The organism is Streptomyces sp. x-80 (assembly GCF_046549095.1).
Classification (GTDB): domain Bacteria; phylum Actinomycetota; class Actinomycetes; order Streptomycetales; family Streptomycetaceae; genus Streptomyces; species Streptomyces celluloflavus.
This window is the reverse complement of the sequence record NZ_JAJPWM010000014.1, coordinates 216,167-229,966: the sequence shown is the minus strand read 5'-3', so window position 1 is coordinate 229,966 and position 13,800 is coordinate 216,167. Positions and strand designations below refer to the sequence as shown.

Sequence of the window (13,800 nt, the reverse complement as noted above, 5' to 3'; positions counted from 1 at the left end):
CGTCCTCGGCGAGCCTCTCCGCCTGGGCGAGCGCCTCGGGCTTCCGGATGGTTCCGTACGGCACGCCTCAGCTCCGCCGAAGGCGCGGGGGAGTGCTTCGTCGTGCGGCGTCGGGCGTTTCCGACCGGGAGCTCCTGCGCCCGGCATCGGGCCCAGGAGCTCGCCGGAGAGGTGACGTGATGGACAGCCGAGCAGGAGTCCACGGCGTTACCCTGTGGCGCAGCCCCACCCCTACGACACTACGCCCAGAATGGGTCAAATCAGCTCAGCTGCCTTGCTCGTTGGCCACTGCGCATCGGTCCGCCCGATCTCGTGAAGGAGACAACATCGATGAGGACGAGGAGGCCATGATGAGGGTCGTTTTCGTGCACGGGGCATGCGTCAAGGACGGCTCGTGGTGGTGGCACCGAACCGGTGAGCTGCTGGCCGAGCGGGGTGTCGCCAGCGAGGCGCCTGCCCTGCCGAGTTGCGGCGAGACGGGTGAGCCGGCGGGCGCGGGAGGACCCGGGCTGGCCGAGGACGTCGCCGCGGTCCGGCGCGTACTGACCGCGAACGACGAGCCGACCGTCGTGGTCGCCCACAGCTACGGCGGGATCGTCACCGCGGAGGCAGCCGCGGGCGTCGACGCCGTCCACCACCTGCTGCTCGTGTCGAGCTACCTGCCGGAGGTCGGGCAGAGCCTCTCCTCGTTCGGCGGCGAGGAGCCCGCCCCGTTTCTCGACATCGATCCGGAGGCCGGCACCTTCACCGTCCGGCGCGACGCACTGGCCGGGACGTTCCTCCAGGACTGCGATCCGCAGATTCAGCGACAGGCCGCGGACAGGACGGCCCAGCAGAGCCTGGCGGTTCTCCAGCAGCCGGTGGAGGCGGCGGCGTGGCGGCACGTGCCCTCCACATACCTCGTCTGCGCCCAGGACAGAGGCACCCCCGCCCAGCTGCAACGCGAGTACGCCGACAGGGCGGGCAACGTCGTGGAACTCGACGCCGGCCATCACCCGTTCCTCTCCCAGCCGGCCGCCGTACGCGAATTGATCCTCGGGCTGTGACGGCGACCGGCCGCGTGCCGGCGGATCGTCGAACGCTCCTGCTCCGGGCGTACGCGGCTCACGACGACCAACACGTCGAGAATCGGTTGGTGGCCAAGCACTCCACGGCCAAGCACTCCATGGCCAACCACTTCATGGCCCGCCACCAGCGTCCTTTCCGGTCGGTGGCCACGGCCAGGACGACCGGCCCGCCGCACCGCCGCCAGGGTTCGGCACGCTCATGCCGGTCGGCGGGACGGGCGCATCGCGTGCCGCCCCGAGTTCCCGGGGGGGGCGGCCGGGCCCCCGTTCGGGTGGTGCCCGCCCCTACTCCGCGCACCCTGTCCGTCCCCCTGGAACAGCTACTGGTGAACCCGCACCCCTGCTCCGGAAAGGCCCCCATGCCCGTCGACGACGAACTCACCCGCTTTCTCGCCGCCCTCAGCCCCGCCCATCTCGAAAAGGTCCGGGCGCAGCCGCGTGAGCGACAGGAACAGCTGGCCGCCGCCTGGGAAACCGAGCTCAGCGAGGACACCGACCTGGACACGCTCAGCGAGCTGTCACCCGCTGCGGCAGCCGACGAGGCAGCCAAGCGCGTGGTACGGGAGTTCTTCGAGGAGTAACCCACGGGCACGACACGGCAGGCGCTCAGTGGACCACTCTGGAGCGCACTGCCGCCCGCCGATCTCCTCGACGAGCGGCAGCACGGCCAGGGCAACCGCAGTCAGCGGCCCGCCCACTCAGCGCGCTCCTTCCCGGCACATTCGGACGAGCTTCGCCCAGGCCCTGTTCAGCGGCGGCGCTTCCTTCTGAAACCCCAGGTCACGAAGTCCGCCCCGGGCGCATGAGGGGCTTGGCTTCGACATCGGCAACTGGCGTACCCACAACCGTGCCGGCCGCCGTCGGCCCTGCCCCCTGACCGGCACACACGGCCACCCCTTCATGTTCTGCGTCACCCCGGACGACGATGCCTGACCTACCACCGCCCACCCAACGCCCGCGTGCCCCCGCACCGGGCGTTTTCTCATGCCAGGAGGCAACCACTATGACCGTCAAGGGGATCGACGTATCGTCGTACCAACCGGCCGCCTACAGCACGAAGGGGCTGGACTTTGTCTTCGTGAAGGCGACCGAGGGCACCTCGTACATCAACCCGCGGATGACCGCCCAGGCCGCCCACGCGCGCCGCAACGGGCTGGTCGTCGGCTTCTACCACTTCCTGCGGCCGGGCGACATGGCGGCGCAGGCCGCGTACTTCGTCGATCTAGGTTCCGCGGTTTCGTGAACACCTCCGCGTGATCACGAGCACTGTTCGAGCATTTCCGCGCGATCATGGGCAGCGGTACCGGCTCGGCGACGCTGCGCTGGCACTGGACGCGGAGCTGTGTGCGGACTTCGCCCCGGGCAGGCCGATGCTGCACAACTGCCGGTGCCAGCCATCGCGGAAGTCCGAGCCTGAGCTCGCCGCCAAGACCTCGACGATTCGCAACGGGGCAGGCTCCGCCAAGAGATCTGGGATGCCTGGCACACTGTGCACCCTGAGCGACCTCAGGGAGTCTCTTCGGACCATTCCTGACTGGCGCACACCCACCCAAGAAGGCAGACCCTCACTCGTCACTTTCGGTGATGCTCACAGAACGTTTGAAGGTCTTGCTGAAGGTCGGCTCCTGACAGCTGTTCAGGTGGCGATGTCGGCGAGCCTCGTGACCTCATCGAGGTCGTCCGTGGCGGGAACGAAGATGATCTCGTCCACACCGAGGTCGGTGTACTCCGTGATGGACCGCTCGATCGTCTCCCGGGTGGTGCGGAGCACCGCGTTGGCGGCGATGTCCTTGGGGGCCAGCCGGTAGAAGTCCTCGATGTTCGCCCGTCCGGCCTCGGGGTCGCCCAGTGCGAAATAGGTGAGGACGACGAGTTTCGGGGCGCCCCGGCGGCCTGCCTCCCGCCAGGCCCGTTTCGCCGCCTCGAAGCTGGGCGCCGTCATGGCCGGAGGCAGCGAACCGCCGATGTAGCCCTCTCCCCAGCGCACCATGCGGTCCAGCGCACGAGCGGAGTACCCGCCGAACAGCATGGGGACTTGCCGGGTGCCCGACGGCACGGCCGGGTTCGGTCCGTTGCCGACCGGCGCCCCGCTCCAGATCTCGCGGTACGTCGCCAGGTCGGATTCCAACCGCGCGCCACGACCGTGCATGTCGTACCCGGGCACGGTGAACTCGTCCTCGCGCGACCCGACGCCGACACCGAGCGTGAGACGGGCGCCGGAGACACCGTCGATGCCCGCGATCTCCTTTGCCAGCAGGGCACCGGGCCACGTCGGGGCCAGCAGGACCGCGCTGAGCAGTCCGATCGTGGTGGTCGCCCCGGCCGCGGCCGCGAGCGCGACGGTGTCGCTCACGCCCGGGTATGCGTAGCGCCCGGTCGTGGCGAGGGTGGAAAACCCCGCTTCCTCGGCCCGGACCGCCCAGCGGGGAAGGGCCGACGCCGTGACATCGCGGACCTGATTCGGAAGTCCGATGCCGATCTGCACAGTGGTTCCTTACGTTGTTGGTGGGGTCAGTCCTGCGTCAGGGTTTGCCGGGCAGGCTTCGGAAGAACTCCCGGATGTCGGCCACGAGTAGCTCGGGTGCTTGGAGGGCGGGGAAGTGCCCGCCTCGCTCGTACTCTCGCCAGCGCGTGATCATGTGGGACCTTTTCGCCAGGTCCTGGATCGCGTGGTCCCCGGGGAAGTTCGCCACCGCTGTCGGGACGCCCGACGGCGACGGCCTTCTCGCCGGCAGTTCGGTCCCGGCCTCGAAGTAGAGGCGTGCGGCCGAGCCCGCTGTTCTGGTCAGCCAGTAGATGGTGACGTTGGTCAGGATCGCGTCCCGGTCGATGGCGGTGTGCTTGGTCGCGGTGGGGTCGTAGTCGACGAACCACTCAGAATTCCAGGCCAGTTGACCGACCGGCGAGTCGTTCAGCGCGTAGGCGATCGTCTGTGGGCGGGTGCTCATCTCGTGCATGTAGCCGGAACGCCCGTACCACCAGCGCTCGTGGGTGAGCGCCCGTTCGCGATCGGCCTCGCCGAGTATGTCGAGCTCGTCGGGGGACATGGGCCACGCGGCGAAGGCCAATGCGTTGACGTGCACTCCGATCACCCGTTCCGCGGCAACCCGGCCGAGCTCGGGCGCGATGAGACTGCCGAAATCCCCTCCCTGGGCCGCGTAGCGCTCGTACCCCAGGTCGCTCATGAGCTGAGCCCAGGCGCGGGCGGTGCGGTGGACGCCCCAGCCGCGATCGCGGGTCGGACCGGAGAAGGCGTACCCGGGCAGGGAGGGCGCGACGACGTGGAAGGCGTCGGCCGGGTCGCCTCCGTGTGCGCGGGGATCGGTGAGCGGTCCGATGATCGCCTGGAAGTCGGCGATCGTGCTGGGCCAGCCGTGCGTGATGATCAGGGGTGTCGCGTCCGGCTCGGGGGAACGGACGTGCAGGAAGTGGATGTTCTGCCCGTCGATCTTGGTGGTGAACTGGGGGTGCGCGTTGAGCGCCGCCTCGTGCGCTCGCCAGTCGTAGCCCTCGCGCCAGTAGCCGACCAGGTCCCGCAGCCATGCCCTGTTGACGCCATGGGACCAGCCGGCCCCAGGCAGCTCATCGGGCCAGCGGGTGCGGTCCAGGCGCTCCGCGAGGTCCATGAGATCTTCTTCGGGTGTGTCGATCCGGAAGGGGCGGGGTTCGGATGCCATGCGACTCTCCTGGGTTGTGCAGTGCACACTGCGGCGGCACGCCGCTGAGGGTGGTGTTGGGCCCGCGGCAGCATTCGCCTCTGCGCGCCGTGGTTCGGCGACATGCGAACGTTCCGCGGAAGCATGTCGAAGTGGTGCGATGGTCCCGGCAGTCCGAGTACCCGGGGTGACCGTACGGTGTGTGGTCGACTGCGGCAGGCCGCGGCAGGTGGGTCGGGCTGCGCCCCCGGCTGTCGGTTCAGGCGCCGTTCTCGACTAGGGCCTTGAGCCGCGGCAGGGTCTTCTCGATGCCCTCGGCGTTCCAGCGGGGCCACGGTGTGCGCAGGAGCAGCCCGCGCACAGGCGAGGTGGAGAAGTCACAGGTCTCGACGACCCGTGTGGCGCCGTCGACGGCTTCGAGTTCGTAGCGCCAGCGGTGCTTGCCGGAGTGGCACCACGCGATGCGCCGGTCCGCCTCGAACTCGACCACTCTGTTCATGATTTGGTAGCGCACACCGAACAGTTTCATGGCTGTCTTGAACGTGTCGTCCAGGCCCAGGCGGTCGGGTCCCGAGACCGCGTTCTTCACGGTGCCTGAGCCGTCGAAGTCGGCGTGGCGGTGCGGATCGGCGAGCACCGAGAACACCGCCGAGGGCAGTGCGGCGATGACGATGCTGCGTGAGATTAAGAGGGGGCGGGGTACGGAGGACATGCGGTACTCCTCATTCGCTCATTGCGGCCCGAAGCGCAACATGACAACATGTTGCCATGTCCGAGAAGGTAGCTACACGACAACATGTTGTCAAGGATGGCGACCGGGCCTGTGATGCCTACAGCGCACTGATCGACCAGGTCGGCAGACTCGCCGACGTCGTCGAGGCAATCGGCAACGGCATTGCCCGGCCGACCGGCCAGAGTCTGGCGCGCTGGCAGGTCCTCGCCGAGGTCGAACACGAAGCCGCCCCGGTCGGGGCCATCGCCTGCCGGCTCGGCCACACGCGACAGGCAGTCCAGCGCGTCGCGGACCTGCTCGTCGAGGACGAACTCGCCTGCTACCGGCCCAATCCCGCGCACCAGCGGGCCAAGCTGCTCGAGGTCACCCCGACCGGCCGCGCCGCACTGCACAGGATGCAGGCGGCCTACACCCAGCTGGCCCTGCGCACCACCGAAGGTCTCGACCCGGAAAGGCTCAACCTCGCACGCGAGACCCTCGGTGAGCTGCAGCGCCGCCTCGAATCCGAACTACCCTGACCCATCGAATGGCGCGCCAGCACTCAGGGGATCTCGACGCACAGATCCCCCGCGGGACCGCCACCAGGACCCACCTCGCCGACCCGGCCGACAAACCGGTCAGACCTGGGCGCGGATCGTCGAAGAGGTCCGTAGATCGAGCGCGTGGAGAACTCCAGCGCAGGGCATGAGGGCGATCCCCCTCGTCACGCTTACCTCTGCGACGAAATAAGGGAGTTCAGCAGGAATGGTCGGGCAGCCGAAGCGCATTGCTGCTGGGCCGTTCCTGCGCACGCATTGCCACCTTTAGCACCGGATCCCCGGTTAGCGAAACCGGGGATCCTCCGGATCATTGTCCTTCCATCGCCGCTCGTTCAGTTCGCGGAAGGACGCCCTCGTGCCCAAGCCGCCCGCCATACGCTCCTGTCAGCGCCCTCACGCCCGACGGCGGCATGCCCAGATCAGACGTTACGCAGAGCGACCACCGGTGGCATCCCAATCAACCGTTCTGCTCATGATCCCCACCCGCGAGCAGTGCTCAGCGCGTGCGGAAAACGCCATCACCGCAGGAACCAGTGCTCACGGAAATGCGGTCCCTAGATGATCGATTCCAAGGGGTCTGTGGTTAGTGCTCGTAGGCGGTCAGTGACCTCAGTACGGATTGTTCGGTCTGGTCGTTGTGCCAGATCGCGGCGGTCAGCGCGAGGATGCGCTGCATGACGCGGGTGATGACGCCGCCGGGCGTGCGGCCGCGGTGGTGCTCCAGGGCGAGCTGGCCCTTCAAGGACTCGTTGACCGACTCGATGATCTGCCGCAACGGCTTGAACAAAGGGGTGCCGGAGCGTTCCGGTTCTCCCTTGCGGGTCGGCCGCAGCAGCTGGATGCTCCGCTCGGCCAGTTCGCGTTCGAAGGCGCGGCCAAAGTAGTTCTTGTCGCCGATCAGCGTCTGCCCGGGCCTGCGGGCGACCAGGTCGTCCTCGGCGGCCAGCAGGTCCAGGAGCGTTTCACGTTCGTCGGCCTTCGCGCCGGTCAGGGCGAAGCCGATCGGCAGCCCCTGGAGCGTGCAGACCAGGTGCAGCCGAAGCCCCCAGAAGAAGCGGCTGTGGCTGGCGCAGTAGCCGTACTCGGCCCATCCGGCGAGGTCGGACCGTTTGACGGTCTTCCGTGAGCGTCCGCATTCGACTGGAGTGGAGTCCACGATCCACACGTCGTCGCTCCACACCGAGGTGTCGACGGCCAGCATCCGGGCCACCCGGCGCAGCAGCTCCGCGGCCTTGCGCAGTCGCTTGTTGTAGCCGGGCTGCTGGGGCAGGTAGGGAAACAGGTGCCGCAGATGAGCGCGGGCGTGCCGCAGCCACCGGGCCTCGGAGGTGAACCCCAGCATGGCCTGGATCATCGCCAGCGTCACCAGCTCCGCGTCGCTGAGCCGCGGCGCGATGCCCACGGCCGGCCGCCACGGGGCCAACTGCGGCGAATCCTTCAGCAGATCATCGGTCTTCACATAGAGTGCGGTGGCGAGGTGGTCCAACTCCGTCTTCATACACCGAGGTTGGGCTCGGTCCTTCCGGACATGCGGGCGATTCTCTGGAATAGATCAGCATTTGGAGATCGGTGACTCCTGTGGACTCAGGCGCCCACGGTTCCGTCGACACCCTCACGCAGAAAGTCTGCGTGGCCGTTGTGGCGGCCGTACTCCAGGAGCACGTGCACCATCACCATCCGCAGTGATACCTCCTCGCCCCATCTTGGCTGATACCCGGCCACGTCCAGGGACTCAGCCTCCCGCTCGATGCGGCGCGAGTTCTCCACCTCGGCCTCCCAGGCTACGAACGCCTCGTCCCTGGTCGACGCGCTCGCGTCGTACGCCGCCTGGAAGTCGATCTTGTCGGACCAGACCATGGGCACGTCGTTGTCCTCGAACACTCGACGGAACCAAGCACGCTCCACCTCCGCCACGTGCCGTACCAGACCGAGCAGCGAAAGCGTGGACGGCGGCATCGACTGCTGCCGCAGCTCCTCGTCGGTGAGCCCTTCGCACTTCATGGCGAGGGTCGCGCGGTGGTAGTCGAGGAAAGCCCGCAGCATGTCGCGTTCGCTTCCGAAACTGGGCGGTCCTATACGACTGTCGCTGGTCACTGGCCGTGCTCCTCATCCGTGCCTGCATTCAGGGCCAGTATCTACTCCCGTCGGCTGTCCCCAGACAAGGGCCGTCCACCGGATCCGACTGTCACCACGGAGGTCGCCGGTCACAGGAATCAGCAAGGCTCATCGGTCACCCCACAGCCGCAGCTACCCCTTGGAATCGATCATCTAGAGTCGAGCGCTGCGCGTCCGTCGGGGGGGACCCGCTCTGGGCCGACTGGGAGGACTCCGGAGTGAGTTGCGCGCAGAAGGACGCGTTCCTTGCCGAGGTGAAGCGGCTCCGCGGCTCGACGCACCGCGTCGGCCTCTACTGCAACCTCGACTACTGGAAGAACCGCGACCACACCAGCAACGCTGGCGACGCCCTGTGGATCGCCGACTACGTCACCGCAGGCCGCCCCCGGATCACGGCGCAGTGGCTGTTCCACCAGCACACCGACCGGCCCCTCGACACCAACGTCGGTCAGTTCGCGGACCGGGCTGCGCTGTGGAAGTGGGCATCCGGCGGTGCGGGCACGCCGCCTGGTGGCGGCACCGGCCGGCCGACGGTGTCCTTGGCCCATGTCGTCGCCGCGGCCCGCACGGACCCGCCGGCGGCGGAAGGCCACATCACCTACCGCGACGAGGTGCTGCGCGTGGAGCAGGCGTTGGCGGCGGAGGGGCTGTTGGCATCCACGTACGTGGACGGCTCGTTCGGTGCGAAGACCGTGGCCGCCTTCGCGGCGCTCCAGCGCCGGTACGGCTACAGCGGTCGCGACGCCGACGGTATCCCCGGCGTGACGTCACTGACCCGTCTGGGCACGGCGCATGGCTTCACCACCACCTCTTGAGAAGGGCACACCCCATGAGCGATCCCCTTTCCCTGCCGTCCGCTGACACCGTCCTCAAGACGGCCGGCACGTTCGGCCGCGACCTCGTCGAACGCATCCTCTCCACATTCCTCCAGGCATTCATCGGCGGCATCGCCGTCACCCAGCCCCTCGACGGTTCCATGTGGTACGCCGCGCTGTCCCTCGCCAAGGGCCTCGTGGCCCGGCTTGCCGACATCCGCAACAGCGCATCCCTCGCCAAGGGCGTCTGACCCCGGGTTGAACTGAACTGCGATGTGAGCGGAGGCGGTTGTGTCCGATGAGCTGTCGGTTGGTGAGATCGGGCGCACCGTCGTCGCGCTGTGCCAAGAGGTCCAGGCGATGGGGCAGGGCATCAACGCCCGGTTGGACAAGATGGTGTCGACCGAGGTCTATTCTCTCCAGTCTGCGTACACCGATCAGCGGATCAGCGATCTGAGTCGGGATGTGCAGAAGGAGCGGGATGCCCGCGGTGTCCTGGAGCGGGAGTTCGAGGCGCACCAGCTGGCGGATCGGGACCGGCGCGAACGTGAGCGGCAGGTCCGCCTCTACCAGGTGGTCGTGCCGGTGCTGATGGGGCTTCTCGCGGCGGCGATCTCCGTGTGGGCCGTGGTCGCCAAGTAGAGGCTGGTGAGCCCTGATAGGGATGGTGACGATGCGGGAACTACCTGACGCTCGGCCGGTGACACCGCGGGTGGACGAGACAGCTGGGGACGTTGGCGCTCTCGTCGACGGCGGGTGGATGGATCCGCTGGCGGAGCCGAGTTTGGAGCCCCCACCGCCTCTGGGCAGCCGATGGCACGCGTCGTTGGCGGGTGCCTTTCTACGAACGTCGCTCTGGAAGGGACGAGGGTAGGCTCGGTGCATGGATATTCGGTTAGCTCGGCCGCGCCCACTCCGCTGGTCGGAGGAGCGCACGCACGTATCCCCTATGTCCCGTTGGTCGGATTTCGTGAAAGTGCTCAAAAATCGCGTCGGCCCACGGTAAAGTCGCAGGTCGCGCCTTGTGGTCCCCGCGCACGCGGGGATGGTCCCGCCTTGGCGGCGACCTTCAGCCCGGGAAAGGTGGTGGTCCCCGCGCACGCGGGGATGGTCCCTCCGGCGCCTCCGGCCATGCGGCAGAGCCGACGTGGTCCCCGCGCACGCGGGGATGGTCCCCCGTCCTCCGAGGGCAGCCGGCCGAGGTTCATGTGGTCCCCGCGCACGCGGGGATGGTCCCTCCCAGCTCTCGCGCACCGGCTGATCGGCCCCGTGGTCCCCGCGCCCGCGGGGATGGTCCTGCGGCATACCTGTCCGCGATGAATTGCCATCTGTGGTCCCTGTGCCCGCGGGGATGGTCCCTTTGGGGCTGGCCGCCGCTCCCGGATCGCCTTGTGTTCCCCGCGCCCGCGGGGTTGTTCCCTGGCCTGATGGCTATCCGGCCAGTACGGCTGCGCCCCGTCGCCTGCTTCGGCAGGCGACGGGGCGTTTCGTCATACCGCAGGAGGTCACGGTAGAGCTGACACTGTCCTGGACACGGCACGCCCATGGAATTCGTCCAACACCCCAAGAACATGACACACAACGGCCCTCGTCAATGGCGAGGGCCGTTCGCTGTACTCCCTCGGGCCAGCCGGGGGTACCGTTCTGAGTGTCGAGGTCAGAACGGAGTCCAGTATGCACGAGCACGCTGACATGCACATCGGGCCGCGCCTTCGCGACGTACGTAAGCGCCGCGGCCTGTCGCAACGGGAGTTGGCAGCTGCCTCGGGGGTGTCTCTGTCTCTCATCCGCAAACTGGAGCAGGGCGAAGTCGAAGGCACGCGTATGGAGACGGCGCGACGCCTGGCAGTGGCGCTACGGCTCCCCACCACCAGTTTGCTGAAACGCGACAGTGAGTCTGCCACCGGTGTCTCTGAGCCATGGCGGGCCGTGCAACTCGCCGTCCAGGTCGCTGGGCGCCAATCGACCGAGGCGCCGACCGTCGAAGGGATCTGCGCCTCGCTTGCAGACGTACGCGCTGCCTATTTTGACAACCGCCTGGCCGATCTCTCGGGCCTCCTCGCGCCCCTATTGCGGGACGCCGACGCTCTGGGAGACACGACAGGCGCCAGGGATGTGCGCGCGCACCTCCTGCAAATCGCAGGGTCGACACTGACTCAGGTTCGCCAGTTCGAGGCTGCGGAGACGGCTCTTCAACGTGCCCTGGACGATGCGCCGGATCGACTGCGTGCCGCTGCTGTCGTCACCACGTGGAGTTGGTTGCTGCTTCGGCAGGGCCGGTTGGATGAGGCCCGCCAGTTGGCGACGCGGTGGGCCGACGATGTCGAGCCTCGCGTGTCGAGAGCGACGCAGGAAGACCTCGCCGCGTGGGGGTGGCTCTTGCTCCAGGCGTCCGCCGCAAATCTGCGCGACAACCGGACTGGAGAAGCCAAGGACACGATGCGCCTGGCGCGCTCAGTGGCAGTCATGACGGGGCGGGAGCTGCCGCGTGGCCGGGATCGACTGACGACCTGGGGGCCTGTCACCGTCGGCTACAAGTACGCAGAGCGCTACGTCATCTTGGACAAGCCCGACAAGGTGTTGACGACAGCTCACCGGATGACCAACGGTGGCCAGGTCGCGAGCACTGAGTATCACCGGCACCGGCTCGACGTAGCCAAGGCACACACGATGATGCGGCAGTACGGCGATGCAGTTGGCGTCCTGACAGATGTTCATACAGCGGCCCCAGAGTGGCTGGCCAACCAGAGGTATGCCCGCGACATTGTGTCCGTCGTGGTGAAGAAGCGGCGAACTCTGACTCCAGAGATGCGGTTGCTCGCCGATGCTGTGGCTGTGCCCTTGTAGGGAATGGCCGCAGCAGCGTTGGTACTTCGAAGGCTGGCCATGAAAAAGTGCCATTGAGAGGCACCTCACGGGCTCCTACGTTCTCGGTATGACGTACCGGACCGAGCAAGACCAGCAGCGTCGCCGCGACATTGCGGACGCGGCATCCGGCTACAGCCGGAGCCGTACGCGGGTCGTCATCTACGCCAACGTCCCCAACGGTGACCGGGACCAGGTCACGAGCGATCTGACCGCCCATGCCACCGCGAGGGACTGGACCATCGTCGCCACCTGCATCGACGTCGGCCCCACAACCCTCCCGCCCCACCAGCGCCCCGGCTGGTGCGAAGCCGCGAAGCTGCTGACCACGGACGCGGCGAACGGCGGCGCCGACGGCCTCATGGCCCGCAGCGCCGCGCAGATCGCCGGCACGGACCACGAGCGCGAAGAACTACGCAACTGGCTACGGGAAGTGCACGCTTTCGCCGTCTACCTCGACGACGAGCCCCACCCACCGGCCCCGCTTCTGCTTACCGCAGACGGCTCTGCGGCGAGCACCGTGGAGGCGCCGCGTCGTAAGCGGGTCGTCCTCTACGCGAATGTCGCCGATGCCGACCAGGCGCCGCCGGTCATGGGTGAGTTGCGTGAGTACGCCACGGCGCGGCTGTGGACCGTCGTCCGGTCCATCCACGACGTCGGACGCGTCGGTCGCCATCGTCGGCAGCGCCCGGGGTGGTTCGCGGTCTCCGAGATACTGCGCAAGGACGGTGCCGACGGGGTGGTGGCTCCGTCCGTCGCGCACATCGCCGAGACGCCCGGCGAGCAGGGGGAGTTCGCCGCGTGGGCCGTATCGGTAGGAGTGAGCACCGAGTACCTCGCCGAGGTAGGCAAGGCCGGCACCTCGACCGCGGACGCCCGGCAGGAGGGTGTGCAATGAGCGCCGACGTGAGCGTCGACCTCTCCGTGGCCGCCCGAACCGTGCACCTCGCCCGGGTGCGCAGCAAGAGCGGTCAGGTGTGGGACGACGAGGCGCAGACGCTGATCCACATGGTCGAGGAGACGCTGCGCGCCGAGGTGCTGCCCGTCTCCGAGCAGCGCGCCGACCGCCTCAACCGTGGCAGTCAGGAGTGGTCCCTCTTCGCGACGGCGATCAGCAGCGCCCGTCACTGCCTGGACGACCAGACCTGGACGAGGCCGGCCGCGCACCTTCACCACCTCGTCGTCTGCACCGTCCACCTCCTGCATCAGATGGACGTGCCGGTATGAATCACGCGAAGCTGCCGACGCCTCGGCGCCAGCCGGGCGCGCTCTCACCGCTCCCCGGGGCCGCGCCGAACCCCGGGGGGCGGGGGCGGGTGTGGGTTGCTCCGCCGGGCCTGCCGCCCCGCCAACACCACACCACCACTCCCGAGACCGGCGTGGTGCCCGAGACCATCGAGCAGGCCCTCGACTGGGCGGCGCCCACTGTGGAAGGGCCACTCGTGAGCGAACGCCTGGCCGTGATCGCCCTGGTCGTCCTCATCGCGGTCGGCGTCGTCACCCTGACGCTGGCATCGACACCCGCCCGCATCTGAACCCGCCTACCCGCAGCCCCTGACCGGTCACTTCCCGGCGCGCCCAACCCCGCCGCGCCGGGAGGTGACCTCAGACGGGCTCCTCCCTCTCCGCCGAGGCCACCGTGAGGTGTCGCACGGGCCGGCCCGCGGGTGCCGCGGGCGAAGGAGCGGCGCCACCGTGCCGTCCCTGTCAGACGACGCGAGCAGCGCGCCCCGGCCGCCCTCCCCCCAGGCGGGAGGGCGGCCGGCCACCACTCCCAAATCGTCTCCCTCCCTCCCTCCCTCCCTCCTTCTTTCTCTGATGGGAAAGCCCATGCCGCAGCCCGTGAAGCCGCCCGACGCGAAACGCCGCAAGGAGCAGCTGAAGGTCGCGCTCAAAGCCGCAATGGCCCTGCTGACCAGCACGGTCGTCGTCGGCGTTGGGGTGCTCCGCAGCCACCAGTTCTGACCCAGACCCGCCGCCGTTCGAGCACGGAAGCGACACAGGACCGCG

The 13,800-nt window shown here is 68.4% G+C and carries 16 protein-coding genes and 1 pseudogene; 12 read left to right on the top strand and 5 right to left on the bottom strand.

From position 1 onward, the window contains the following. Positions 1–350 precede the first annotated feature (350 nt). From ACLJWH_RS27160 to ACLJWH_RS27150, 3 genes and pseudogenes are all read left to right on the top strand, one after another. Positions 351–1,046, top strand: a complete 696-nt coding sequence (locus ACLJWH_RS27160) for an alpha/beta hydrolase (protein WP_411144380.1) — start codon at positions 351–353, stop codon at positions 1,044–1,046. 296 nt (positions 1,047–1,342) lie between these two features. Beyond that, complete coding sequence (locus ACLJWH_RS27155) at positions 1,343–1,648, top strand: hypothetical protein (RefSeq protein ID WP_411144379.1); 306 nt, start codon at positions 1,343–1,345, stop codon at positions 1,646–1,648. A 422-nt stretch (positions 1,649–2,070) separates the two neighbouring features. Next, a pseudogene (locus tag ACLJWH_RS27150) lies at positions 2,071–2,286 on the top strand (GH25 family lysozyme); the annotation flags it as partial. Between the two features lie 417 nt (positions 2,287–2,703). On the opposite strand, the gene ACLJWH_RS27145 reads toward ACLJWH_RS27150, so the two are convergent. The 3 genes from ACLJWH_RS27145 to ACLJWH_RS27135 all read right to left on the bottom strand — a co-directional run bounded on the left by ACLJWH_RS27145 (position 2,704) and on the right by ACLJWH_RS27135 (position 5,435). Further along, positions 2,704–3,552: an LLM class flavin-dependent oxidoreductase gene (locus ACLJWH_RS27145; RefSeq protein ID WP_411144378.1), complete on the bottom strand. Its 849-nt coding sequence runs from the start codon at positions 3,550–3,552 to the stop codon at positions 2,704–2,706. 37 nt (positions 3,553–3,589) lie between these two features. Further along, positions 3,590–4,744 (bottom strand): epoxide hydrolase family protein, encoded by a 1,155-nt coding sequence (locus ACLJWH_RS27140; protein WP_411144377.1) that lies wholly within the window; start codon positions 4,742–4,744, stop codon positions 3,590–3,592. Positions 4,745–4,982: 238 nt separating this feature from the next. Then, positions 4,983–5,435 (bottom strand): SRPBCC family protein, encoded by a 453-nt coding sequence (locus ACLJWH_RS27135; protein ID WP_411144376.1) that lies wholly within the window; start codon positions 5,433–5,435, stop codon positions 4,983–4,985. 56 nt (positions 5,436–5,491) lie between these two features. Here ACLJWH_RS27135 and ACLJWH_RS27130 point away from each other — a divergent pair, with 56 nt between their 5' ends. After that, positions 5,492–5,974: a MarR family winged helix-turn-helix transcriptional regulator gene (locus ACLJWH_RS27130; protein ID WP_411144375.1), complete on the top strand. Its 483-nt coding sequence runs from the start codon at positions 5,492–5,494 to the stop codon at positions 5,972–5,974. 604 nt (positions 5,975–6,578) lie between these two features. Here the strand turns inward: ACLJWH_RS27130 and ACLJWH_RS27125 are convergent. Both ACLJWH_RS27125 and ACLJWH_RS27120 read right to left on the bottom strand, forming a co-directional pair. Next, entirely contained in the window at positions 6,579–7,493 is a 915-nt protein-coding gene (locus ACLJWH_RS27125; RefSeq protein WP_411144374.1) for an IS982 family transposase, read from the bottom strand. A gap of 86 nt (positions 7,494–7,579) precedes the next feature. Continuing rightward, positions 7,580–8,089 (bottom strand): DinB family protein, encoded by a 510-nt coding sequence (locus ACLJWH_RS27120; RefSeq protein WP_411144373.1) that lies wholly within the window; start codon positions 8,087–8,089, stop codon positions 7,580–7,582. Between the two features lie 239 nt (positions 8,090–8,328). Between ACLJWH_RS27120 and ACLJWH_RS27115 the strand changes: the two genes are divergently transcribed. The 8 genes from ACLJWH_RS27115 (at position 8,329) to ACLJWH_RS27080 (ending at position 13,755) form a co-directional block, all read left to right on the top strand. After that, positions 8,329–8,925, top strand: a complete 597-nt coding sequence (locus ACLJWH_RS27115; protein ID WP_411144372.1) for a GH25 family lysozyme — start codon at positions 8,329–8,331, stop codon at positions 8,923–8,925. A gap of 14 nt (positions 8,926–8,939) precedes the next feature. Further along, entirely contained in the window at positions 8,940–9,176 is a 237-nt protein-coding gene (locus ACLJWH_RS27110; protein WP_411144371.1) for a hypothetical protein, read from the top strand. A 40-nt stretch (positions 9,177–9,216) separates the two neighbouring features. Next, positions 9,217–9,567, top strand: coding sequence for a hypothetical protein (locus ACLJWH_RS27105; protein WP_411144370.1), 351 nt, complete (start codon positions 9,217–9,219; stop codon positions 9,565–9,567). 1,032 nt (positions 9,568–10,599) lie between these two features. Then, positions 10,600–11,772, top strand: coding sequence for a helix-turn-helix domain-containing protein (locus ACLJWH_RS27100; RefSeq protein ID WP_411144369.1), 1,173 nt, complete (start codon positions 10,600–10,602; stop codon positions 11,770–11,772). A gap of 88 nt (positions 11,773–11,860) precedes the next feature. Next, positions 11,861–12,688 (top strand): hypothetical protein, encoded by an 828-nt coding sequence (locus ACLJWH_RS27095; RefSeq protein ID WP_411144368.1) that lies wholly within the window; start codon positions 11,861–11,863, stop codon positions 12,686–12,688. Continuing rightward, positions 12,685–13,017, top strand: coding sequence for a hypothetical protein (locus ACLJWH_RS27090; RefSeq protein WP_411144367.1), 333 nt, complete (start codon positions 12,685–12,687; stop codon positions 13,015–13,017). The genes ACLJWH_RS27095 and ACLJWH_RS27090 overlap by 4 nt, the downstream gene beginning before the upstream one ends. After that, positions 13,014–13,325: a hypothetical protein gene (locus tag ACLJWH_RS27085; protein WP_411144366.1), complete on the top strand. Its 312-nt coding sequence runs from the start codon at positions 13,014–13,016 to the stop codon at positions 13,323–13,325. The genes ACLJWH_RS27090 and ACLJWH_RS27085 overlap by 4 nt, the downstream gene beginning before the upstream one ends. A gap of 283 nt (positions 13,326–13,608) precedes the next feature. Then, complete coding sequence (locus ACLJWH_RS27080; protein WP_411144365.1) at positions 13,609–13,755, top strand: hypothetical protein; 147 nt, start codon at positions 13,609–13,611, stop codon at positions 13,753–13,755. Positions 13,756–13,800 lie beyond the last annotated feature (45 nt).